At 66.4% G+C, this 24,264-nt stretch carries 16 protein-coding genes; 3 read left to right on the top strand and 13 right to left on the bottom strand.

Translation table 11 applies throughout. From position 1 onward, the window contains the following. Nucleotides 1-2: 2 nt before the first annotated feature. From Verru16B_RS16380 to rpsP, 13 genes are all read right to left on the bottom strand, one after another. Nucleotides 3-881: an ABC transporter permease gene (locus Verru16B_RS16380; protein ID WP_069963297.1), complete on the bottom strand. Its 879-nt coding sequence runs from the start codon at nt 879-881 to the stop codon at nt 3-5. Between the two features lie 93 nt (nt 882-974). Next, nucleotides 975-1,997: a polyamine ABC transporter substrate-binding protein gene (locus tag Verru16B_RS16385; protein WP_069963298.1), complete on the bottom strand. Its 1,023-nt coding sequence runs from the start codon at nt 1,995-1,997 to the stop codon at nt 975-977. Nucleotides 1,998-2,052: 55 nt separating this feature from the next. Then, on the bottom strand, nt 2,053-2,859 hold the full coding sequence (locus tag Verru16B_RS16390) for an ABC transporter permease (RefSeq protein WP_069963299.1): 807 nt from the start codon (nt 2,857-2,859) through the stop codon (nt 2,053-2,055). 144 nt (nt 2,860-3,003) lie between these two features. Next, entirely contained in the window at nt 3,004-3,993 is a 990-nt protein-coding gene (locus Verru16B_RS16395) for an aldo/keto reductase (RefSeq protein ID WP_069963300.1), read from the bottom strand. Nucleotides 3,994-4,031: 38 nt separating this feature from the next. Beyond that, complete coding sequence (locus Verru16B_RS16400; RefSeq protein ID WP_069963301.1) at nt 4,032-7,151, bottom strand: AsmA family protein; 3,120 nt, start codon at nt 7,149-7,151, stop codon at nt 4,032-4,034. A 525-nt stretch (nt 7,152-7,676) separates the two neighbouring features. Then, nucleotides 7,677-9,044: a TolC family protein gene (locus Verru16B_RS16405; RefSeq protein ID WP_083270432.1), complete on the bottom strand. Its 1,368-nt coding sequence runs from the start codon at nt 9,042-9,044 to the stop codon at nt 7,677-7,679. A gap of 19 nt (nt 9,045-9,063) precedes the next feature. Further along, nucleotides 9,064-12,162 (bottom strand): efflux RND transporter permease subunit, encoded by a 3,099-nt coding sequence (locus tag Verru16B_RS16410; RefSeq protein ID WP_069963303.1) that lies wholly within the window; start codon nt 12,160-12,162, stop codon nt 9,064-9,066. Nucleotides 12,163-12,181: 19 nt separating this feature from the next. Then, nucleotides 12,182-13,303 (bottom strand): efflux RND transporter periplasmic adaptor subunit, encoded by a 1,122-nt coding sequence (locus Verru16B_RS16415; protein ID WP_069963304.1) that lies wholly within the window; start codon nt 13,301-13,303, stop codon nt 12,182-12,184. Between the two features lie 34 nt (nt 13,304-13,337). Beyond that, nucleotides 13,338-13,919, bottom strand: a complete 582-nt coding sequence (locus Verru16B_RS16420; protein WP_069963305.1) for a MarR family winged helix-turn-helix transcriptional regulator — start codon at nt 13,917-13,919, stop codon at nt 13,338-13,340. A gap of 177 nt (nt 13,920-14,096) precedes the next feature. Next, nucleotides 14,097-16,085 carry a transketolase gene (tkt, locus tag Verru16B_RS16425; protein ID WP_069963306.1) on the bottom strand — a complete coding sequence of 663 codons (1,989 nt, stop codon included), beginning with the start codon at nt 16,083-16,085 and terminating at the stop codon, nt 14,097-14,099. 130 nt (nt 16,086-16,215) lie between these two features. Next, complete coding sequence (gene rplS, locus Verru16B_RS16430) at nt 16,216-16,581, bottom strand: 50S ribosomal protein L19 (RefSeq protein ID WP_069963307.1); 366 nt, start codon at nt 16,579-16,581, stop codon at nt 16,216-16,218. Beyond that, on the bottom strand, nt 16,578-17,255 hold the full coding sequence (gene trmD, locus Verru16B_RS16435; RefSeq protein ID WP_069963788.1) for a tRNA (guanosine(37)-N1)-methyltransferase TrmD: 678 nt from the start codon (nt 17,253-17,255) through the stop codon (nt 16,578-16,580). The genes rplS and trmD overlap by 4 nt, the downstream gene beginning before the upstream one ends. A gap of 70 nt (nt 17,256-17,325) precedes the next feature. Further along, nucleotides 17,326-17,595 (bottom strand): 30S ribosomal protein S16, encoded by a 270-nt coding sequence (rpsP, locus tag Verru16B_RS16440; RefSeq protein WP_069963308.1) that lies wholly within the window; start codon nt 17,593-17,595, stop codon nt 17,326-17,328. Nucleotides 17,596-17,723: 128 nt separating this feature from the next. On the opposite strand from rpsP, the gene ychF reads away from it, so the two are divergent. The 3 genes from ychF (at nt 17,724) to Verru16B_RS19155 (ending at nt 24,222) form a co-directional block, all read left to right on the top strand. After that, nucleotides 17,724-18,827: a redox-regulated ATPase YchF gene (gene ychF / locus Verru16B_RS16445; RefSeq protein WP_069963789.1), complete on the top strand. Its 1,104-nt coding sequence runs from the start codon at nt 17,724-17,726 to the stop codon at nt 18,825-18,827. A gap of 182 nt (nt 18,828-19,009) precedes the next feature. Beyond that, nucleotides 19,010-20,947 carry a beta strand repeat-containing protein gene (locus tag Verru16B_RS19150; protein WP_169829305.1) on the top strand — a complete coding sequence of 646 codons (1,938 nt, stop codon included), beginning with the start codon at nt 19,010-19,012 and terminating at the stop codon, nt 20,945-20,947. A gap of 146 nt (nt 20,948-21,093) precedes the next feature. Beyond that, nucleotides 21,094-24,222: a beta strand repeat-containing protein gene (locus Verru16B_RS19155; RefSeq protein WP_169829306.1), complete on the top strand. Its 3,129-nt coding sequence runs from the start codon at nt 21,094-21,096 to the stop codon at nt 24,220-24,222. Nucleotides 24,223-24,264 lie beyond the last annotated feature (42 nt).

Consider the following 24,264-nt stretch of genomic DNA (forward strand, 5'->3'; position numbering starts at 1 on the left):
GGTCAGGCCGCGCGGCTGCCGCGGCGTTGGAGGATCACGTAGGTGAGGACGAACATAAGCATGAAGATGACACCGAGCGCGGCGCCGAAGGGCCAGTCGCGGGCCTGGAGGAACTGGTTCTGGATCACGTTGCCGATCATCGGGACCTTGGCCCCGCCCATCAAGTCCGTGATGGCGAACATGCCGATCGCGGGCACGAAGACGAGCAGCGTGCCCGCCGCGATGCCGGGCATGGTAAGCGGCACGATGACCGAGGAGAAGGCCCGCACCGGCCCGGCGCCGAGGTCGTAGGCGGCCTCGATGAGGGAGTTGTCGAGCTTCTCCGCGCTCCCGTAGATCGGCAGGATCATGAACGGCAGGTAGGCGTAGACGAGGCCGATGACGACCGCCGTGGGCGTGTACAGGAGGTTGAACGGCCCGAGGTTCAGGTTCATCGCCTGGACCAGGCTGTTGAGCAGGCCCTCCTGCTTGAGGATGGTGATCCAGGCGTACGTGCGGATGAGGAAGCTGGTCCAGAACGGCACCATCACGAGCAGCAGGAGCCGGTTGCGGAGCGCCTCCCCTGCCCGCGCCATGTAATAGGCGACCGGGTAGCCCACCACGGCGCAGATGATGGTCGTGATCCCGGCGTAGAGGATCGAGCGCCAGAAGATACGCAGGTAGACCGGGTCGAACACCCGCTCGAAATTGCGCCAGGTGAACGAATACACCACGCCGCCGATCTCGTCGCGCTCGCAAAAGCTGTACACCAGCAGGATCAGCCCGGGCACGACCACGAACAGGAGCAGCCACAGCACCATGGGCATGAGCAGAGCCCACGCCTTCCAGCCCGGCCGGTTATGGTCGGAGACGCCGGGGGTGGCGGGGGTCAGGGCGTGCATCAAGGCAAGGAGGGGAGGGTTGGAGGATGAGAGGGTGTGAGGTCTGGCAATCCTCAGGTTTCACACCCTCACCTCCTCAGCTTTCGCATTCCCTCACTGCGCGCTCTTCAGGTCCGTCATGAGCTGGTCGATCTCGGCGGCCGCCTTGCCGATGTCGCGGAAGGTTTCGAGCTTCGGCGAGCCGGTCGGGTAGCTGGCGGGGTTGGCCTGCTCCTCGGGTGTGAGCAGCTTGCGGGCCTCGAGGTTCGGATTGGTGTAGGGGAAGTTCTCGGAGACGATCTTGGAGACCTCGGGCTTGAGGATGTAGTTGATGAAGGCGTGGGCGGCGTCCTTGTGCGGGGCATCGGCCGGGATGGCGAAGATGTCGATGAAACGGTGCGCGCCCTCGGCGGGCAGCACGTACTTGAATTTCTGGTCCTCCTTCCAGAGGAGCGCGGCCTCGCCGCTCCAGACGATGCCGATGTCCACGTCGCCGTTGAGCAGGGCGGTCTTGGGGCTGCCGGAATCGAAGACCTTCACCAGCTTGACCCACTCGGAGACGAGGGGGCGGACCTTGGCCAGGCTGGTGGGATTGATTTCATTGACCGGCAGGCCGGAGGCGTAGAGGGCCCAGGTGACGATCTCGCGGTTGTCATCCAGGACAACGAGGCGGTTCTTGAACTTGGCCTGGAAGACATCCTTGTACCCCTTGATGTCGTCCTTCACCACGGCGGTGTTCACGACAATGCCAACGGTGCCAGACATGTACGGGACGGTGTACTCGTCCTTCGGATCGTGCACCTGGCCGAGGAACTCGGGGGAGAGGTTCTTGAAATTGGGCAGCTTGGCCTTGTCGAGCTTCGCGAGCATGTTCCGGCGGATCATCAGCTCGGCGGCGTATTCGGAGGGCTGGACGAGGTCGTAGTTGCCGCCGCCCGCCACGAGCTTGGAGAGCATCTCCTCATTGGAGGCATAGGTCTCGAAATTGACGGTGATGCCGGTCTCCTTGGTGAAGCCGTCCAGGACGTCCTGCGGGACGTACTCGGACCAGCCAAACAGGTTGAGTTCCGCGGCTTGCACGCCGGTGGAGCCGGCGAGCAGGGCCAGCGCGAGGAGGAGCTTCTTGGGTGTTTTCATGGGTGGGTGGCGGTTGGGTTAAAAGAGGGCGGCGCGAGGCGGGTCGACCCGGGCCTCAGCGACTGAGTTTCTTGAGGTATTCGGAAAAGAGCACGAAGGCCACGGTGGCGATGATGAAAATGGCCGAGAGGGCGTTGAGCATGGGATTGAGCCCCACGCGGGCCATGTCGAAGACCTTGACCGGGAGCGTGGCGGACGCCGCCGATTTGACGAAGACGGTCACGATGAGTTCGTCCATCGAAAGGGTGAAGGCCATGAGCCCGCCGGCGATGATCGCCGGACGGAGACAAGGCACGATGACGAGCCAGAAGGCCTTGAGTGGCGAGGCGCCCAGGTCGAGGGCCGCCTCTTCCAGCGCGGGGTCGAGCCCCTGCAGGCGGGCCTGCACCGCCACCAGCACGAAGGGGAAGCTGAAGGTCACGTGACCGATGATGACGGAGGTGAAACCGAGCTTCAGCCCGGCGGTGACAAAGAGAATGAGCAGGCTGATGCCGAGCAGGATCTCCGGCATGACCATCGGGATCGCCACCAGGGTTTGGATGGCGCGGGAAAAGCGGAAACGGTAGCGGTGCAGCAGCCAGGCGCCGGCGGTGCCCAGCACCACCGAGAGAATCGTCGAGATGGAGGCAACGATGAGGCTGTTCTTCGCCGCCTTGATGAGCGGGGCGTTGGTCAGCAGCCGCTCATACCAGTTGAACGTGAAGCTCTCCCAGACGATGTTGAGCCGGGAGGAATTGAACGAGAACACCACCAACACCGCGATGGGGGCGTAGAGAAAGGCGAAAACCAGACCGGTCCAGCCGCGCAGAAACCAATTGAGGAGGGTGAGGCCGGATGGAATGAGCGGACGTGGCGCAGGCATCAGATGAACAGGCAGCTCTTATCGTGCCAAGTTTCTGCGGTGGCAAGCCTCCGCAGAAAGTATCACGGCCCAAGTAACAAGGTTCTCCCCGGAGTGACGGGATCGCCCGCTTGCTCCTTGCTCGCTGACACTTGTCACTTCCCCTCAGTACGGCCCGCGGATGTACGCCGCGACGTGGCGCTCGTAGAAGGCGGCCAGCTGCACGTGTTTCGTCGCACCCAACGGGGGCAACGATCCCGCGCGGATGTTCGCCCGGGCCTGATCCGGGGTTTTCGCCCCGGGGATGACCACGCTGATCGCCTCGAAATCCAGGCACCAACGCAGGGCCCACTCGGCCATGGTCTGGCCGGCCGGCACCTGCGGTTTGAGGGCGTCGGCCAGTTCAACCCCCTTGGCAAAGGGCAACCCGGCAAAGGTCTCGCCGACGTTGAACGCCTGGCCGTCGCGGTTGAAATTGCGGTGGTCGTCGGCCGGGAAGCTCGTGGTCGCTGACATGCGCCCGCCAAGCAGACCGCTCGCCAGCGGCAGGCGCACGATGAGGGCCACCCCATTGGCCCGGGCCACGTCGAACAGGGTGTGGATCGGTTTTTGCCGGAAGATATTGAAGATGATCTGCAGCGAGGCGCAGCCGGGCTGGGCGCAGCACCAGAGGGCCTCGTCCATGGATTCCACACTGGCACCGTAAGCCTTGAGTTTGCCCTCCTGCTTGAGCTCCTCCAGCCAGCCGAACAACTCGCCGCGCTTCAATTCCTCCGGCGGCACGCAGTGGAGCTGGGTCAGGTCGAGCGCATCCAGCCCGAGCCGGCGGAGCGAATCCTCCGTGTGGGCGCGGACCGCCGCGCGGCTGAAGTTCGCCGGCCAGCCCGGATCGCCGCGGCGCCCCAGCTTGGTGGCGATGAAGAGCCGGTCGCGGGCCTTGGTCTCCCGGAGGAAGCGGCCGATGAGCGTCTCGCTCCGGCCGCCGCCATACACGTCGGCGGTATCGAAGAAGGTGGTGCCGAGTTCGTACGCGGTGCGGAGGACGGCGAGCGCGGTCTCGTCGGATACATCGCCCCAGTTGCCGCCGATCTGCCAGCAGCCCAGCCCGACCTCCCCCACCCCCCTGCCCGTGCGGCCGAATATGCGCGTGTTCATCGCGCCAAACTGACCGGATTGCGCCGGGGCACAAGGGCTCAGTTATCCGCGTCGAGGAAGTCGGCCAGCTTGGCGGTGGCGATCTTGGTGAAGAAGGCGGTCGGGTCGGGCTTGGCCAGGGTTCCGGCGAGCGTGATGGGCTCCCGGGTGCGGGAGTAACCCAGCTCGTCCTTCGTGCCGTCCAGCAGGCGGGCCTTGGCGAAAAGCTGCTCCATCTTGCCGCGGGCGGCGAAGCTGAGCGAGGCGGTGAGCGGCTGCTCCAGCAGCGGGCGGCCGATCACGTAGCTCACGCTGCCCCGGCCGCTGAGCCGGATCTCGGGCGCGACCAAACTGATGTCCTCCAGGTTCATGTTGAGCAATTCGTCGCGCGTCAGGCGCACGCTGAGCAAGTCGTACTTGAACTCGCCGATACCCGCGGCGAGCTGGTCCACGAAGTAGGCCTGCCCGGCGACCTTCTCGGCGGTTTTCACGACCTTGTCCGAGCCGAAGATGGAGCCGAGCACGGAGGCGCCGAGCTCGACGGCCTTCGAGGTCATCGAGACCTTGTTGCTCGCCCGCTGCAAACCGCGGAAGATGCCGCCCCGGCTGGTGAGCTGGAACTGGCCGGTCACCCGGTCAACGGCGCGCGCCACCGTCTCGCCGTTGCCGGCCAGCCGGCCCGCGATGTTGAAGAGCCCTTCCACCGTGGGCGGCCGGGACGGATCGATGGCCTTGAAGAGCCGGCCGGTATCAAAGTCGTTCAGCGCATAGTCGCCCGCCAGGCGGTAGGGCATCGCACCGCCGGTAAAGCGCAGTTCCATCTTGGCGTCCAGCCGGCTCGTCGCGCTGAAGGCGGCGGTGAGTTTCTGCAGGGTGACCACCGAGGGCTCGATGGCGACCGCGCCCGTGAGTCCGGTCATCGCCCAATCCTGGCCGCGCGTGATCGACTTTACATCGAGGGCGAGCCGCCCGCTGAAGCGGTCCCACGCGGCCACCGCATCGGGCACCACCTGGGCCGGGGCCACGGGCTGGTCCGCGGTCTCCGGCGCGGCCGAGGCCAGGAACACGCTCAACACGCCAAGGAGGTCCTCCAACTCGACCTGCTGGCCGGTCACACGCCCGTCGATGGAATATCCGCGGCCCAGGGGCGAGAGTTCGAGTGCGAATTCGAGGTCCGAGCGGCGACCACCGTTGTCGAGCAGGATCGGCACCTGGATCGACGCGGCGCCACTCGGCTGGAGGCGCGCCCGAAATCCGATGTTGGCCACGGGGAGGGTCTGCGTGCCCTCGGCCGCAACGAGTCCGTTGAGGGTCAGGCGAGCCTCGAGCTGGCTGAGCGCGCCCAGGGAGGCGCGCACTTCCCCGCTGGCCTGGCCGGCGCTGACATTCTGCGTGCCGGCGAAGACCGGCTGGGTGGCCAGCAACGGAATCCCGAGGGTGAAATTCAACGCGGCCTGGGTATCCTGGCCCGGGAGCTGCGTGAGGTTGAGTTGCAGCGTGGCCAGCGTGGCACGACTGGCGGTGCGGACGATAACGTCACCGGACTGCAGCTTCAGGCGGCCCGGGCCCGCATAGTTCATAACCGGCAGAGCCTCCACGCTGAGACCGGTCAGCGCCGGCTGGCGGTTCTGGGTCAGGCTGACGTCGGCGAGGCGCAAGGGAGTCAGGGCCCGCAGGGTGATTTCACCCGCCGGGGCCCCGAGTTCAAATTCCGCTTGCTGCAGGGTTCCCCCCAGCACCGTGCCCGGTTCCGTCACCGGGAGCACGGCCAGCGGAAGCCGCCCCAGGGCGATGCGCCCGAGCGGAACCGTCGCGTCGGCGGGCACCAGCACGTGCGAACTGAGGTTCACCGAGAAAGCCTGGGCCAACGTCACATCGAGCAAGGCCCGCCCCGATCCCTGCCGGACTTCGAGCCGGCTGGGGCGGACTTCCAGCAGATCGCCGCGCAGGGTGGCATCGACCTCGCCGGCGACCGTCACCGGGGCGCCGGGCAGCCAGGTTTCGAGCAGTTTGGGCGTGGAGCCCGTGAAACGCCCCGCCAGTGTGAGAGGGGCCCCGGGGCCCGTCTGCGTGACCAACCGCCCGGTGAGATCAAGGGCATCGCCCGCCGGCGTGCGGAACGTCAATTCAATCACCGGCGCCGTCAGGGCGGTGCCAGCCAGTGTGGCCTCCCCGCGGGCGGTGATGGCCGCCTTCTCGAGCAGAAGACGACCGGCCTGGACCACCGTCAGCTCGTTGAGCCCGAGCTGACCCCGCAGGGTGATGTCCGTCGCGGCGGATGAGGCGCGCAGTACTTCAATCCGGCCGGTGACCTTGTCGCCCGAGACATCCACCCCCGTGACGAAAGGCCGCACCCAGGCGAGAGGCAGGCCCTGCAGATTGATATTCAGGAGCGCCGGGTTGGGTCCGCTGTTGGCGAGCAGCTCCTGCTTGCCCAGATCGTACCGCAGGGGGGTGACGATCGCGATGTCGAGGACCGGCTCGGCGCCGCGCACGGTGCCCTTGAACTGGCGGAGGTCCAGCACCCCACCCTGCTGACTGAGATCGAAATCGGCCGCCACCTCCAGAAGTCCGAAGGCCCGCCAGGCCGGTTCGAAGAGTTCGAGACGGCTGACCCGGCCCTGCAGACTGCCCTGCAGGGCAAAATTGCCATCGCCGGAGTCAAAGACGAAACGCCCCCCGCCGCTGGCTTCGAAATCCGGAAGATTACCCCCGAGCACGAAGGGCTCCAACTGGGCCGTGCGCGCCTTGAGGTCCCAATCACCGGTGTAGGCATGACCGCCGGCCGGCAGAAGGGCGCGGACAATCAGCAGGTTGGCGGCGGATCCCTGCAGCAGGGTGCTGACGGTGATCTCGTAATTCTCGCCGGCGGCGCTGCCGTAGAGTTCGGCCCCGATCTTCAGCTGGGTCTGGCCGGCCAGCGCGGGGCCCTCGGCGTCCACCACCGTGGTGAGGCTGACCTGACCGAACGTGCGCTGCGGCGTGAGCGTGGTCCGCAAGGTGGTCCGGGCCTTGAGTGTGCTGACCTTGGCGGCGGCGGCAGGGTTGCGCACGGTCGCCTCGAGGACAATCGTGCCGGCTCGACCCGGCGCGAGGCCGCCACCCGTGATGAGATACTCCGCCTCCAGCGGCGGCTGGCCGGCCCCACCGGGCAGGCGCGCGTGTCCGGCGATGTGCACGTCACCCAGGGTGAGGTCAACGGGCAGCGTGAGCTGGCCCAGCAGGCCCGGGGCGGCGGCGGGGCCCCGGCGGCCGCAGCCTCGGTCCGGGCACGGGAAAGATGGCCGGCTTCCACGTCCAGGCCCATGATCCGCAGACGGCTCAGCGCGAGTTTCTGGCTGAAAACCAGACCGAGCAGGGAAAAATCCGCCTCGAGCCGCTCCAGCCGCACCGGCAGGCCCTGCGGCTCCGCCTGCACGCCGGTCAGCGTGACACCGGAAAATCCGGCGCGCACGGAGGCGACTTCCAGCTTCAGGCCGGGCACATCGCGAGCTGCGCGCAGGACCGCCCAGCGCTGCACGGACGGCGTGAGGGCGAGACCGGCCACGACGGCCACGAGCAGTGCCATAATTCCGAGGCAAATGAGCAGCAGGCGGGCGGACTTCATGCGGTGCGGTTAGGACACACGAAAGGCGGTCAAGTTGCCGAACCCAGCGAAGAAAAAAGGCCGCCCGGAGGCGGCCCGATCCCGCTGGGGCGGACCGTCAGGGATACGTCAGCTCCTTGGTGGGGAAAGCCTCGTCGGCCAGGCCCATGGCGTTGCGCACGGAAGCGACCGCGACGTTGTGGCTGTAATAGGCCTGCACCTGATTGAGGCGGGCGGTGGTCAGGTCGACCTGCGAGGTCAGCACATCCAGCTGGGTGGCCGTGCCGGCGGCATAGCGGGCATTGGCCAGACGGACGGCCTCCTCGGCCTGTTCGACCACTTTCTTGGAAGCCTCGGCCAGTTCGGTGGCCTGCTGGAAGGTGGAGATGGCGCGGCGCACCTCGACATCGACGCTGAGCTGGGCCTCAGCCAGGGCCAGCTTGGTCTGCTCCAGGAAGGAGCGGGCCTGGGCGATGCGGCCCGTGGTGGCGCGGCCGTCGAAGATGTCCCAGCTGGACTGCAGGCCGACCGTCCAGCCATCGAGCGAGGAGCGGGGGCTGGAAATCGGCGAGCGGCGCCAGTCATAGGAACCGAAGGCGGAAACGCTCGGCAGGCGGCCGGCGCGGCTGCGAACGATCCCCTCCTCCGCGGCGGCGGTCAGCTTGGCGAGGCGGAGCAGGTCGGGGCGCTGTTCGCGCGCGGCCCCCAGGGCGGACCGCAGGTCGAAGGTGGTCGGCTTGAACTCGAGGGTGCCGAGGAACTCGGGGACCTTCGCGACGTTGGGCTCGCTCTCGGCGACGTAACCCAGCGCCTGGCGCAGCTCCTCGATGCCCAGGCGGTAGTCGTTGCGGGCCGAGATGAGGGCGGGCTGGGCGTTGGCGAGGGCGACCTCGGCGCGGAGCACCTCGAAGTTCGAGACCGTGCCGGCCTCGAAGCGGTTCTTCACGTCCTGCAACTGGCGCTGCAGCAGCTCGGTGTTCTGCTCCTGCACCTTGATCTTCTCACGGTTGAGCAGCACGGTGAAGAAACGGATGCGGACGTCCACCAGGGCGTCGTTGATGACGGCGCGCAGGGCGAGCGTGGCCGCCTCGAGCGCGAGTTGCTGGCTCCGCACATTGGCGGTGACCCCGCCGCCAGCGTAGAGGATCTGGCGGGCGGTGATGTCCACCGACCAGGCGTAGTCCCGGCCGTTGCTGGAGACGTCATCGGAGTTGCGCGAGTAGCCGGCCCCGGCGGACACGTTCGGGATCAGGCCGGAGCGGACCTCCAGCAGGATGCCTTCCTGCTGGCGGATGCGCTCCTTGGCCTGCCGGATCGTGAAGTTGTTATCGAGGGCGTAGGCCAGGGCGTAATCGAGGTCCAGCCGTTCCGGGACCGTGTAGTCCGGGTCGGGCTTGCCATCGTTGAGCTGGGCCGCGACCGGGAGAGTCGCGAGCAGGCTCGCTCCCACAAGAAGTAGACTGGGCAGGCGCATAAGGGATTTCATGGAATGGAGAGGGGAAGAATTACTTGGCCAGGACCGGTTCGGCAACCACGGACGTGGGGGCCGGCCGGGCCGCTTTGGCGTGGTCGCGGGCGATGAGCATGTAGAAGGCCGGCACGACATAGAGCGTGAACAGCGAGCCGACGGCCATGCCGACGACGAGCACCCAGCCGATGCTGTTGCGGGCGGCGGCACCGGGGCCGTTGACGAAGATCAGCATGAGATGGCCGAACACGGTCGCGGCGGAGGTCATCAGCACGGGCCGCAGACGGGTGGCGGCGGCGCGACGGATGGCGACGGCCTTGGCCACCCCCTGTTCCTGGAGGCTGTTGGCAAACTCCACGATCAGGATGCCGTTCTTGGCGATGAGGCCGACGAGCGTGATGAGGCCGATCTGCGAGTAGATGTTCAGCGAGGTCTGCCAGAGGAAGATCGGCAACATGGCGCCGACAAGCGCGAGCGGCACCGAGCCGAGCAGGATCACGAACGGGTCGCGGAAGCTGTTGAACTGCGCCGCGAGCACGAGGAAGATCAGGATCAGCGCCAGCGCGCCGGCGGACCAGAGGGCGTTGCCCTCGTAGCGGAGCTGGCGGGACTGACCGCCGTAATCGATCGAATAGCCGGCCGGAAGGATTTCCTTGGCCTTGGCCTCGAGTTTCTTGAGCGCGAGATCGACGCTCGGGCCGACGCCCTGGATCTTCACGGAGTTCAGCTGCTGGAAGCGGTTGAGCGTGCGGGGCTGCACCGTCTCCTTGAGCGTGGCGATGGTGGACAGCGGGATCAGCTGACCCTGCGGGCCGCGGATGTGGTAGTCGAGCAGCTGCTCGGCGTTGAGCCGCTGGCCGCGCTCGACCTGCGGGATGACGCGGTAGCTGCGGCCGTCGTTGACGAAGCGGTTGACGTAGCCACCGCCGAGCATCGAGCCGAGGTCGCGGGCGACGTCGGAGAGATTGAGGCCCATCGCGGCCACCTTGTCCTTGTCGATCTCGATCTCGACCTGCGGCAGGTCGAAGCGGAGATCGGTGTCAGCAAAGTAGAACGTGGGCGCGCCGCCCCCGGCGTTGGCCTCGGTGTTGGCAAAGAGGGCGAGCTTTTGGGCGAACTCCTCCATCTCGCGGTGGTCGGCGGTCGAGCGGACCACGAAGTCGATGGGCATGGAACCACCGGCGGGCAGCGGGTCGGGCGAGGTCACGACCACATTCAGGCCGGAGACGGCGGCGGCCGGGCCCTGCAGCGACTCCTCGATCTGGGTCGTGTTGCGACTGCGCTCCGACCACGGCTTCAGGATGATGCCGGAGAACCCGAAACGCGCGCCGGTGATCTGGAAGGAGTTGTCATACTCCGGCACCTGCTCGAACATCTTCTGCACCTCCTGGGCGTAGATCATGTTCTGGTCGATCGTCGCGGTGGGCGACGGGATCATCAGACTGAAAACCACGCCCTGGTCCTCCTTCGGCGCCAGCTCGCGCTGGGCGAGGAGGAAGAAAGGAACGAGCAGCAGGGTCAGGAGCGTGGCCGCGGTGATGGTCACCGGCACCCAGCCGAGGCTGGCGCCGATGATCTTCTCGTAGCGGTCGCGCACGCGGTCGAAGAGGTGGTTGATGGTGCCGGCCAGGCCCTTCTCCTCGGCGTCGCCGCCCTTGAGCAGGTAGGCGCTCATCATCGGCGAGAGCGTGAGGGCAACGAAGCCCGACACCGCGACGGCACCGGCGAGGGTCATGGCGAATTCGCGGAACAGCGCGCCGGTCAGGCCGCCCTGGAAGGCGATCGGGGCATAGACGGCCGAGAGCGTGATGGTCATCGAGATGACGGGGCCGACGAGCTCCCGGGCGCCGGCAATGGCGGCGTCAATCGGGGTCAGACCCTCGCGGATGTGACGTTCCACGTTTTCCACAACGACGATGGCGTCGTCGACCACGATGCCGACCGCCAGCACGATGGCCAGCAGGGTGAGCAGGTTGATGGTGAAGCCGAAGGCCAGCATCAGAAACATGGCGCCGACCAGCGAGAGCGGCATGGCCACGATCGGGATGATGACGGAGCGCAGGGAGCCCATGAAGAGGAAGATCACGAGGGTGACGATCAGCAGGGTCTCGGTGAGCGTCTTCACGATCTCGTGGAGCGCATCCTCGATGTACTGGGTGGCGTCATAGGCGATCATGCCGTTGAGGCCCGCCGGCAGGCTGGCCTGGATGTCGGGGAAGGCCTCGCGGACGCGCTGCATGACCTCGACGGTGCTCTCGGTGGGCAGTACCCACAGGCCCATGAAGGTGGCGGTCTTGCCGCCGAAGCGGACCTCCTCGTCGTAGCTTTCGGCACCGAGGACAACGTCGGCGACGTCCTCCAGGCGGATAAGGGTGCCGTTCTTCTCGGCCACCACCAGCTGGCGGAATTGCTCGACGTTCTTCAGGTCGGTGTCGGCCACCAGGCTGACGCTGATCATGGAGCCCTTGGTGGCGCCGACGGCGGCGAGCGCATTGTTGGCCTGGAGCGCGGCGCGGACCTCGGCCGGGCTGAGGCCGCGGGCGGCGAGTTCCTCGGGCTTGAGCCAGACGCGCATGGCGAACACGCGTCCGCCGAGCACGTCGGCCTTCTGGATGCCCTTGATGGCGGCCAGGCGGGGCTGAACCATGCGGTTCAGGTAGTCGGTGATCTGGTTCTGGTCCAGATCGTCGGAGTAGAAGCTCAGGTACATCGAGGCGAACTCGCTGTCACTGGTCTCGACACTGATCGTGGGCGACTCGGACTCGGGCGGCAGCTCGTTGCGGACCTGGTCGAGCTTGGCGCTGATCTGGGCGAGCGCGGCGTTGGAGTCGTAGTTCAGCCGGAGAAAGACCTTGATGGAGCTGAAGCCGGCGCTGCTGGTGGACTCGATGTAGTCGATGCCGTCGGCGCTCGCGATGGCGCGTTCCAGCTGCGTGGTGATGTAGCCGCGCACCGTGTCGGCGCTGGCGCCGAAATACACCGTGTTGACGTTGACCACCGCGCTGTCGCTGCGGGGGTACTGGCGGGTGTTCAGCTCGAAGTAGGAGACGACGCCGACGACGAGGATGACGATGTTGACGACAAGCGCGATGACCGGCTTGCGGATGAAAAGATCGGTGAAGCTTTTGGACGGCATGGCGGGATCCTCGGCGGGCTCAGGTGTTGCTCGGCGTCGGCGTCGCGCTGCTGGTCGGCTGGACGGTGTTGTTCACCTGCACGGCCGCGCCATTGCGGAGCTTGAACACGCCGGAGGTGACAACCTGCTCGCCGGCCTTGAGGCCGCCGCTGACGGCGACCAGGTCGCCGCGGGCGGCGCCGAGCTTCACGAATTGCTGGCGGACGCCCAGGTACTCCTTGCCGGCCTCGTCCTTCATCTTTTCCACCACGAAGACCGAATTGCCGTATGAGGCGTAGGAGATGGCGGTGGCCGGCACGACGACCTGCGGCTCGGCGTCGGTCATCTGGACCTCGACGCGGGCGAACATGCCCGCCCGCAGCACCTCGCCGGGGTTGGCCATGGTGGCCTGCACCGCGATGTTGCGGGTGGCGGCGTCAACCTCGGCGTTGATCGCGGTCACGGTGGCGGCGAAACGGCGGTCCGGGAACGCGTCCACGAGGATGCCGACCTCCTGGCCGATCGCGATGGCCGGCAGCTGGCGCTGGGGGATGCTGAAATTGACGTAGACGGAGTCGAGCTTCTGCAGGGGCAGCATCGGCTGGCCGCGGGCGATGTACTGGCCGACGTTGACGAGCCGGATGCCGACCCGACCGTCGAAGGGAGCGCGCACCTGCTTCTTGGCGATGGTGGCGGTGAGCGCGGCCACCTCGGCGACCGACTGCTTGAGCGTCGCATCCGCCACGTCGTACTCGGACTTCGAGGTGGCGTTGCGGTCAAAGAGGTCCTTGGCGCGCTCGTAGTTGATGCGCGAGAGGTCGGCGCGGGCCTGGGCGGCCGCGAGCTGGGCGGCCTCGACGGTGGTGTCCAGCTCGATGAGAATATCCCCGGCCTTCACGGCGGTGCCACTGTCCGCCAGGATGCGGATGATGGTGCCATCGGCATCGGCCGCGAGGGTCACCCCCTGGACCGGGGCCAGCGTACCGATGGAGTTGAGGCTGGCATGCCAGTGGGCGGTCTGGGCCGGAATGGTGGCCACGGCGCTGGGCGGCGGGGTGTGGGAAATGGCGGACATATCCGCGATTTGCTTGGCTTTGACGGCCCCGAGCAGGAGCACGACGAGGACGAATCCGGCGATGGCGATGAGGAACTTCTTGAACATGGGAGGCGTGGTTTGAGTGATGGTATTTTAGAAATCAGGCGTGGGCGGGGCTGGCGGCGGTCTCGGACCGGAGCACGGCGGCGTGCTGCTGGATCTTGACCAGCAGGCTGACCAGCGTCTTGCGCTCGGCCTCGCTCAACGTGCTCATGACGGCCGCGACGATGCGGAAGTGGCCGGGCAGGAACTCCTGGAGAAACTGTTCGCCCTTGGCGGTGAGCTTCACGGAGAGCATCCGGCGGTCGGACGGGTCCGGCTCGCGCAGCACGTAGCCGTCGCGCTCCAGGGTGTCGATCAGCCCGGTCATGGTGGCGCGGGTGACGCCGGCGGCGTCGGCGAGCTCGGCGGGGGTGCGCGGGCCATTGTCACACACCTCGGCGCCGAGCAGTTTGGCCGCGCGCGGCTGACAACTGCGCCAGAGCAGCATCAGCACGCCGAAGCGCCCTTGCGAAATGTGGAAGGAACTGAGGTGCGACTCGGTGACACCAAAGGCCTCGTCGCCCGTGCGGAGCAGATGGAGGAAAGCCTCGGCCGCCGAAGGATCCAAATCAGGGAATTCCCTAGAGGCCTCGAGGAGGCACTCGTAGCGGGGCAGGTCTTTGAGGAGGAGATGCGGCATGATCAGGTCGAAAAGGTGGCTATCAGGAGGCTGACTATTAGCCTCCTAATCAATCCTGCAAGCTGAGTTTTGCGTCATTTGCGTTACAGTTCAGGGTAGAAAAACAAAACAGCCGGCCCGAAGGCCGGCTGAAAGAGGGCGTTGAGACGCCCGTCGATTAATTCTCTTGGTATTGGTTTAGAGGGACTTAGCCGCAGCCACCACCGCTTCGGTGGTGATGCCGAGTTCCTTCATGGCCGTGTTGCCGGGGGCGCTAAGCCCGAAGCGGTCGATGCCGATGACCTTGCCGTCGAGACCGACGTACTTGCTCCAGAGGCCCGTGACACCGGCCTCGATCGCGACGCGCTTGCGGCAGGACGTGGGCAGCACGGATTCGCGGTATTCCTTGGATTGGGCGTCAAACCGCAAGAAGGACGGGATCGAAACGACACGCACGCCGGTGCCGAGCTGCTGGGCCGCGGCGATCGCCCACTGGAGCTCGGAGCCGGCCGAGATCAGGATGTGGGTGAGATCGGTCGATTCCTTGACGGCGATGTAGCCGCCCTTGAGCACGCCCTCGCGGCGCGTTTGCACGGGGATCCCGTTCAACATGGGCACGGCTTGGCGTGTGAGCGACAGCAGCGTCGGGCCGTCCTGGCGCTCGAGCGCGGCGGCGAAAGCCCCGGCGGTCTCCTCCGGATCGGCCGGGCGGATGACGTCCAGGTTGGGAATCACGCGCAGGCCGGTGACGGTCTCGACCGGCTGGTGCGTGGGGCCGTCCTCCCCCACCCCGATGGAATCGTGGGTATAAATATAGAGGACGGGCAGCTTCGAGAGCGCGGCGATGCGCATCGAGGGACGCGAGTAGTCGGCGAACACCAGGAAGGTCGCGCACGAGGTGCGGAAGATGCCGTCGTAGGCCACGCCGTTGTTGATGGCGGCCATGCCGTGCTCGCGGATGCCGTAGCGGAGGTTGCGGCCGGACCGGTTGGTTTTCTCAAAATCCTTGTCGGCGGCGATGTAGTTGAGCGTCGAGCCGTGCAGGTCGGCGGAACCGGAGATGAGCAGCGGCAGCGCGGCGGCCACGGGCTGCAGGACGTCCTTGCCGGCCGCGCGGGTGGCGAGCTTGGCGTCGGCGGCAAAGGCCGGGATCTTCGCGAGCAAGTCGGTGGCGCTGAGGCGGTCGTTGCGCGAGTCGAGAAGCGCGGCCTTGTCGGGGTTGGCGGTGCGCCAGGCCTCGTAGGTCTTGCGCCACTTCGCGTAGGCGCGCTTGAGGCGCTTCTTGTGGCCGGCGAAATACTCGCGGACCTCGGGGCTAACGTAGAAGTGCTCCGCGGGCAGGCCGAGGCCGGCGCGAGCGGCGTCGGCGAACTTCGCCCCACCCTCGCCGTGGCCCTTCGAGGTGCCCTGCACCTCGGGAATGCCCTTGCCGATGATCGTCTTGGCAATGATCAGCTGCGGCTTGCCGGTCTTGGCCTTCTTGGCCTTGGCCACGGCCTTGGCGATGGCGGCGAGATCGTGGCCGTCGGCCAGCGTTTGCACGTCCCAGCCGATGGACTTGAAGCGCGCGGCGGTGTTTTCGCCCTGGGTCTTGTCCGCCATGGCGTCGAGGGTGACGTCATTCGAGTCGTAGATGAGGATGAGGTTGTCGAGGCCCTGGTGGCCGGCGAAGGCGACGGCCTCCATCGCGACGCCTTCCTGCATGCAACCGTCGCCGGCGAGGACGATGACGTGGTGGTCGAAGAGGACGTGCTCGGCGGTGTTGAAGCGCGCCTCGGCCATCTTGCCGGAGAGCGCCAGGCCCACGCCGTTGCCGATCCCCTGACCGAGCGGGCCGGTGGTGCACTCGACGCCGGGGGTCTCATGGAATTCCGGATGGCCGGGCGTTTTGCTGTGCAGGACGCGGAAGTTTTTCACCTCCTCCAGCGACAGGTCGTAGCCGCTGAGGTGGAGCCAGCTGTAGAGGAACATGGAGCCGTGGCCGGCGGAGAGGACGAAGCGGTCGCGGTTCAGCCAGCGGGGCTCGTCGGGGTTGTGGACCAGCGCGTGGCCATAGAGGACGGCGCCGATCTCGGCGGCGCCGAGGGGCAGACCCAGGTGGCCGGAGGAGCATTTGTGCACGGCATCGATGGCGAGGCCGCGGGCTTGGGCGGAGGCTTGGGCGAGAATCTCAGGATGGAGTTTCATTGAGGAAAGGGGTCGGTTGGCGGGGGACGGGGAGTGAACCAGCGGCCGGAAGCCGCTGCAAAGCTCATTTTTAGGCATAAAAAAAGCGAGCCCGCGGGCTCGCTCTTGTTCACTCTATAGACGCCGGGCGTCAGGCCTTGGCCTCGTCGTAGCGCTTTTCCTTCACGGCCATGGCGGCCTTGCCGGTGCGGTCGCGGAGATAATAGAGGCGGGCCCGGCCGTTCTCGGCGTTCTTCTCCACCTCGATCTTCTCGACGTTGGGGGAGTTGACGGGAAACACCTTCTCCACGCCCTCGCCGTAGCTGATGCGGCGCACGGTGAAAGTCTCGTGGATGCCGCTGCCCTTGTGGGCGATGACGACACCGGCGAAAATCTGGGTCCGCTCCTTGTCACCCTCGCGCACCTTGGTGTGCACACGGACGCCGTCGCCGACCTTGAAGGGGGCAGTGGCAGTTTTCACCTGAGCGGCGGTGATGTCTTTGATGATCTGGTTCATGGCTGTTTTTTTAGTAAATCGGGACGAAACTTGGCGGTCTTTTCCAACTGCTGCGCGTGCCGCCACTTCTCGATTTCGCCGTGGTTGCCCTGGAGGAGCACTTCCGGAACGGACAGGCCGCGGTAAACGGCGGGACGCGTGTAATTGGGAAAGTCGAGCAAGTTGCGGGTGAAACTTTCGCTGGTCAACGACTTTTCTTCACCGAGCACACCGGGAATGAAACGGGCCAGCGCATCGATCACCACGGCGGCCGCCAGCGTGCCGTTGGTGAGCACATAATCACCGATGCTGATCTCCTCGTCGATGACCGTGTCCCGGATGCGCTGGTCGATCCCCTCGTAGTGGCCGCTCAGCAGGATAAGATGTTGTTGCTTCGAGAGCTCCTCGGCCTTGGCGGTCGTAAAAGGCACGCCGTCCGGGGTCAGGTAGATGCGCCGGCAGCCCGGGGACTGCAGTGCCTCGATCGCCGCACAGATCGGCTCGCATTTCATGACCATGCCCGCCCCACCCCCGAACGGACGGTCGTCGGTCGTCCGGTGCTTGTCCGTCGCCCAGTCGCGCGTGTTGTGGACGTTGATCTCGAGGAGCTTCGCCTCGCGGGCGCGTCCCAGCATGCTCTCGGATAAAAACCCCTCGAGCATGCCCGGGAAAAGGGTCAGGACGTCGACGCGCATGGCGGGATGATCCAATAAAAAAGGTCCGGCGCGAGCCGAACCTCGGGGGATTCACCGGTGGCGGCGAAACTCAGGCGGTCGCGGGGGCGGCGGCGGCAGCGGCCCGCTTGGCGCGCTTGATCATCGAGTGCATGGTCGCGGTCGGCTTGGCTCCCTTGGAGATCCAGTAGTCGACGCGGTCGAGCTTGATGGTCATCTGCTTGCCCTTGGCGTTGGGATTGTAGGCGCCGATCTGCTCGACGGCATCGCCATCACGGCGGGAGCGTTCCTCGGCGACGACGACGCGGTAGTGCGGTTCGTTCTTGGTGCCGACGCGGGAAAGACGGATTTTAAGGGCCATTTGATGTATCAGTTAACGTACGGGAGACGGGATTTGGTTTGGAAAAGGGTCAGAATGGACGGAACAACTTTGCCCTTGTCAAGCCCCCAGTGCCCCCGCTGAGTTCGACCCTTAACGCCTCCTATTTTATGCTTAAAGCCGGTATCGTCGGTCTCCCCAACGTGGGCAAGTCCACCCTTTTCAACGCCCTCACCCGCTCCCGCAAGGCCGAGGCCGCCAATTATCCGTTCTGCACGATCGACCCCAATGTCGGCGTGGTGATCGTCCCCGACGAGCGCGCCTACGTGCTCAAGGAGATCGCCAAGACGAATGTGGTCGTCCCCGCCGCCATCGAGTTCGTGGACATCGCCGGCCTCGTCGCCGGCGCCAGCAAGGGCGAGGGCCTGGGCAACCAGTTCCTGGCCAACATCCGCGAGGTCGACGCCATCGTGCAGGTGGTGCGCTGCTTTGAGGATTCCGACGTGGTCCACACCATGGGTGGCGTCGACCCGGTGCGTGACATCGAGGTGATCACCACCGAGCTCGTGCTGGCCGACCTCGATGCTGTGGCCAAGCGCATGACCAAGACGCAAAAGGCGGCGAAGGCCGGTGACAAGGACGCCGCCGCCGAGCTCGCCCTGCTGCTGAAGCTCGAGCCGCACCTCAACGCCGGCAAGACCGCCAATACCCTTCCTGCCACCCCCGAGGAGGTCGCGCAGATGAAGCTCATCCAGCTCCTGACGGCCAAACCTGTGCTCTTCGCCTGCAATGTCGCCGAGAGTGATCTCGCCACCGCCGAGCAAAATCCGTTCGTCCAGAAGGTCGCCGAGTACGTGCGCACCCATCACGACGCCGCCTACGTGCCGATCAGCGCCAAGATCGAGGCCGAGCTCATCGACCTCCCGCCCGAGGAAGCCAGGGCTTTCCTCAAGGACCTCGGCGTCGACGACTCCGGCGTGTCCTCCCTCATCAAGGGCACCTACGGCCTCCTCGGCCTTCAGACCTACTTCACCGCCGGCGAAAAGGAAGTTCGCTGCTGGACCATCGTGAAGGGCTGGAAAGCCCCCCAGGCCGCCGGCGTCATCCACACCGATTTCGAGAAGGGCTTCATCAAGGCTGAAATTGTCAGCTACGAGGATCTTACGCGCCTGGGCAGCGTCGCGGCCGCCCGTGAGGCCGGCAAATACCGCCTCGAGGGCAAGGAATACGTCTTCAAGGATGGCGACGTGGCCCTCTTCCGATTTAACAACTAATCGAGCTGGTCAGGCTTATACCGTGGATTACCCCGGTTAAACATAGGTACAATTACCTATGTTTACATTTGAGATTTAGCGGCCTGTGCCGATAATGGCCATAGCAGTCCCTGATTGCTGCTATGATCCGCTGTCTTTGTGCATTAAAGCAACGCCCCCTTTCAACCTGCTGGTTGCAAGGGTTGCTCCTGCTTTTAATTTTAAGCTCCTCTTTATCAGCGCAAAGCACGCTTTACTGGGACCTCAACGGCACGACCTCCGGTGCTGGCAGCACACCCACCGGGACCTGGTCATCGGCCACAAGCAATTGGAACAGCAGCTTCTGGGGCACATCTAGCACGGTCAAGTGGACCAGCGGATCCAACGCGGTCTTCAGCGCGGGCTTCGATGCGACCAATGCCTACACCGTCACGGTTTCGGGCACGCAAAACCTCTCCAGCCTGACTGTTTCCATGGGACAACCGACGTTCACCGGCGGGACCCTGAACTTCAACGACACGTCACCCGACATTTGGACGATCTCCGGGAGCACGGCGACCATCAACAGCGCTATCACGGGGACCAATGGCCTCACCAAAAGCGGAGCTGGCACGCTCTATCTCGGTGGCTCCGCGAAGACCTACACCGGGACCACGACGGTCAGTGCCGGCACCGTTCAGCTCAATGCCAGCAACATTCTCGCTGACACCACGGCCCTGTCCGTGGAAACCGATGGCACCTTCTCCCTCGACTGGGGCGTCAGCGAGACCATCGGCTCCCTGTCCGGCAGCGGCACTGTGAATTTCCGGACCGGCACGTTCACCACCGGAAACTCGGCCAACACCACCTTCTCCGGCACGCTGGAGGACAGCTACGGCACGTTCGTCAAACAGGGGACCGGCACGCTCACGCTCTCCGGAGCGAATACCTACAGCGGGGTCACCACCATCAACGCGGGTGCCATCGTGGCGGCCAGCAATACCGCCCTCGGTTCCTCCACCTACGGCAATAGCATCGCGAGCGGCGCCGCCCTCCACCTGCAGGGAGGCATTGCGGTGACCGAGGGCCAGTTTTCCGTGGCCGGCACCGGGGTGGGCGGCACGGGCGCCATCCGCAATCTCAGCGGGAACAACTCGCTCGATGCCGCGTTGGATCTCACCAGCAACACCACAATCTCCGCCGACGCCGGCACCCTCACCGCCTCCGGCCAGGTCAATCTCGGCGCCAACACCCTCACCGTGTCCGGTGCCGGCAACACCACGCTCAGCGGCAGCATCACGAACAGCGGCGCCCTCACCAAGACCGGCACCGGCACCCTCGCGCTCACCGGTTCCTCCGCCAACTCCTTCGGCGGCGCCCTCAACCTGAACAGCGGCACCGTCGCTCTGGGCAAGACCGCCGGCACCGTGGCCCTCGCCGGCAGCGCGATCAACATTGGCGACGGCGCGGGCGCCGCCTCCTCCGCCGTGCTCCGCCTCGACGCCAGCAACCAGATCGCCGACTACGCCGGCCTGATCACCGTCAACACCGACGGCGTCCTGCAGGTGAACAACTTCACCGAAAGCATCAACACCATCGGCGGCACCGGCCTCATCGACCTCTCGACCAGCGGCTACCTCACCGTCGGCATCAACTCCGGCTCCTCGACCTTCGGCGGTTCGATCGCCGGCACCGGCACCCTCGAAAAAGCCGGCGCGGGCACCCTGACTTTCACCAGCGACATCGCGATCGCGGGCACCCTGACCCTCAGCGGCGGCACCCTCGCCCTGAGCAACGCCGATCTCTCCGCCGGCACGCTGCTCGTCACGGGCAACTCCATCATCGACTTCGGCGGGACCTCCTCCCTCGACATCACCAACCTGACGATCAGCGCCGGCGTCACGCTGACCATCCAAAATTGGGCCACGGCCACCGATTATTTCTTCACCCAATTCTGGACCGGCGCGACCTTCAACACCGCGGGCTCCAGCCCCATGAACCAGGTCGTTTTCAGCGGTTTCTCGGGCAACAACACCTCTTGGCATGCTTACGATAACCAGATCACTCCGGTCCCCGAGCCCGCCACCTATGGCGCCGGCCTGCTGGCGTGCCTGGTCGCCACCACCCTGATTCGCCGCCGCCTGGCCTTACGCCGTCGTTAAACCCCGGTTTCGCCCTCTCAAAACGATCCTTGTCGGCACCCCATACCGGAGGTATAGTATAGACGTCCCTCCGGTTAATGCTCGTCGCTTCCCAACTGCTTGGTCGTACGTTTACTGCGCCCAATCGAGGACGCAGACTCTCCTTCGTGGCAGCGCTGCTTGGCTCGTTGCTCTGCGGCACCAGGTTGCTCGCCCAAATCTGGACCGGGGCCACCGACGCAACCTGGTCGACGGCAGGCAATTGGACCGGCGGGGTTCCCGGCGCCGCCGCCACCGCCACCTTCAACAGCACCACGCCCAACGACCCGAACCTCACCGGCGCGGCCGCGGTCGGCCAAGTGCTCTTCGCCAGCGGGGCGGACGCCGAGATTTTTACCGGTCTGGCCCTCACCCTTAACGGGGTCAGCACCATCGGCCTCGATAACCAGTCCGGTCTCACCCAGACATTCAACAATACGCTGATCGTCGCGACCGCCCAGACTTGGAACGCCACCAGCGGCAATCTGGCTTTCAGCGCCGTCACCCTGAACAATAATCTGACCCTGGCTGGGGCCGGTGATTTCACCTTTAACGGTTCCTTGCTGCTCAACGGGGGCAGTCGCACCCTGACCAACGACGCCACCGGCACGGTGCTCCTGGCCGGCGGCATCACTGGCAACACCCGCACCCTGACCGTGGCCGGTTCGGGCGATACCGCGATCACCGGCGCGATCACCACCACCACCGGCGGCCTGAACAAGACCGGCACCGGCACCCTCACCCTCTCCGGGGCCAACACCAACACCGGTGCCACCACCGTCGGCACCGCCGCCGGCACGTCCGGCGGCACCCTTCGCCTCGGAGCCGCCAACATCCTGGCCAACGCCACCACCACCGTCTTTGCCGGCACCCTCGACCTGAACAACCACGACGAGACCATCGGCGCCCTCACCCTCGGCGGTGGCGCCGCCGGCACCACCGCCACCGTCACCACCGGCTCCGGCACCCTCACCCTCGGGGGCAACGTCACCTACACCAACACCAACAATCCCGACGGCGCCACGATCGCCGGCAACCTCGCCCTCGGCGGCGCCAACCGCACCTTCACCGTCGGCAACAGCACCGCCGTCACGGACGACCTCCTCATTTCCGCCGTCATCTCCGGCACCAACGCCCTGAACAAGGCCGGCACCGGCACCCTCGTCCTCACCGGCGCGAACACCTACACCGGTGCCACCAACGTCAACGCCGGCGTGCTCAACATCCGTCACGCCGACGCCCTCGGCACGACCGCCGCCGGCACCACCGTCACCACCGGCGAGGAACTCCAGCTCCAGGGCGGCATCGCCGTCGGCGCCGAGGCCCTCAACCTCACCGGCTCCGGCGTGAGCAACACCGGCGCTCTCCGCAACATCTCCGGCACCAACTCCTACGCCGGCGCTCTCACCCTCGCCGGCGCCACCCGCATCACCGCTGATGCCGGCGCGCTCACCCTTTCCGGCGGCATAACGGCGGCCAACCAGGCCCTCACCCTGGCCGGAGCCGGGGACCTGACTCTGAGCGGCGCCATGAACCTGGGTAGCGCCACCCTTACCAAACTCGACGCCGGTGCCCTCACCCTCTCCGGCACCAATTCGTCCACCGGTGCCACCACCATCGGTACCGCGGGCGGCACGGCCACCGGGACCGTCCAGCTCGGCGCGGCCAACGCCCTCGCCAGCGGCACGCTCACCCTCTACGCCGGCACCGTCGATCTGAACAACTTCAACGACACCATCGGCGCCCTCACCCTCGGCGGCGGTGCTGCCGGCACCACCGCCACCGTGACCACGGGCTCCGGCACCCTCACTCTCGGCGGCAACGTCACCTATACCAATACCAACAACCCCAACGGCGCCTCGATCTCCGGCAACCTCGCCCTCGGCGGGGCGAACCGGACCTTCCTCATCGGCAACAGCACCGCCGTGGCCGACGACCTCGCCATCGCCGCCGTCATCTCCGGCGCCAACGCCATCACCAAGACCGGCACCGGCACCCTCGTGTTCACGGGCGCCAACACCTACACCGGCGCCACCAACATCAACGCCGGCGTGCTCAACATCCGCCACAGCGACGCCCTAGGCACGACCGCCGCCGGCACCACCGTCACCACCGGCGAGGAACTCCAACTCCAGGGCGGCATCGCCGTCGGCGCCGAAGCCCTCAACCTCACGGGCACCGGCGTGAGCAACACCGGCGCCCTCCGCAACATCTCCGGCACCAACTCCTACGCCGGCGCTCTCACCCTCGCCGGCGCCACCCGCATCACCGCTGATGCCGGCGCGCTCACCCTTTCCGGCGGCATCACGGCGGCCAACCAGGCCCTCACGGTGGCCGGCGCCGGCGACCTGACCCTGAGCGGTGCCATGAATCTGGGCAGCGCCACCCTCACCAAACTCGACGCCGGCACCCTCGCCCTGGCCGGCACCAACTCCTCCAGCGGTGCCACCACCATCGGCACCGCAGGCGGCGCCACCACCGGGACCGTCCAACTCGGCGCGGCCAACGGTCTCGCCAGCGGCACCCTCACCCTCTACGCCGGCACCGTCGACCTGAACAACTTCAACGACACCATCGGCGCCCTTGCCCTCGGCGGCGGCGCCACGGGCACGACCGCCACCGTGGCCACCGGCTCCGGCACCCTCACTCTCGGCGGCAACGTGAGCTACTCCGCCACCAACAACGCCAACGGCGCCACGATCTCCGGCCAGCTCGATCTGGGCGGCGCGAACCGCACCTTCAACATTGGCAACAGCACCGCCGTCGTCGACGACCTCGTCATCTCCGCCGACATCTCCGGCGCCAACGCGATCAGCAAGATCACCAGCGGGGGCACCCTCGTGCTCTCGGGCGCCAACACCTACTCCGGCGCCACCACCGTCAGCAACGGCGTGCTCAACCTGCGCTCCGGCACCGCCCTCGGGGCGACCACCGCCGGCACCACCGTCAGCTCCGGCGCGGCCCTCGAGTTGCAGGGCGGCATCAACGTCGGCGCCGAGGCCCTGTCGGTCGCCGGCACCGGGGTCGGCGGCACCGGCGCCCTGCGCAATATTTCCGGCAGCAACACCTACGGCGGCGTCGTGACCCTGACCAACACCACGCAGATCGCCGCCGACGCCGGGGACCTCACCCTCTCGGGGGCATCACCGGCGCCAACCGCACGCTCACGCTCACCGGCGCCGGCGATTTTTCCATCAACGGCATCACCACGGGCACCGGCTCCCTCAATCACAATGGCAGCGGCACCACCACCCTGACCGGCGCCAGCACCTACACCGGGGCCACCACCCTCAACGCCG

Source organism: Lacunisphaera limnophila (assembly GCF_001746835.1).
Taxonomy (GTDB): domain Bacteria; phylum Verrucomicrobiota; class Verrucomicrobiia; order Opitutales; family Opitutaceae; genus Lacunisphaera; species Lacunisphaera limnophila.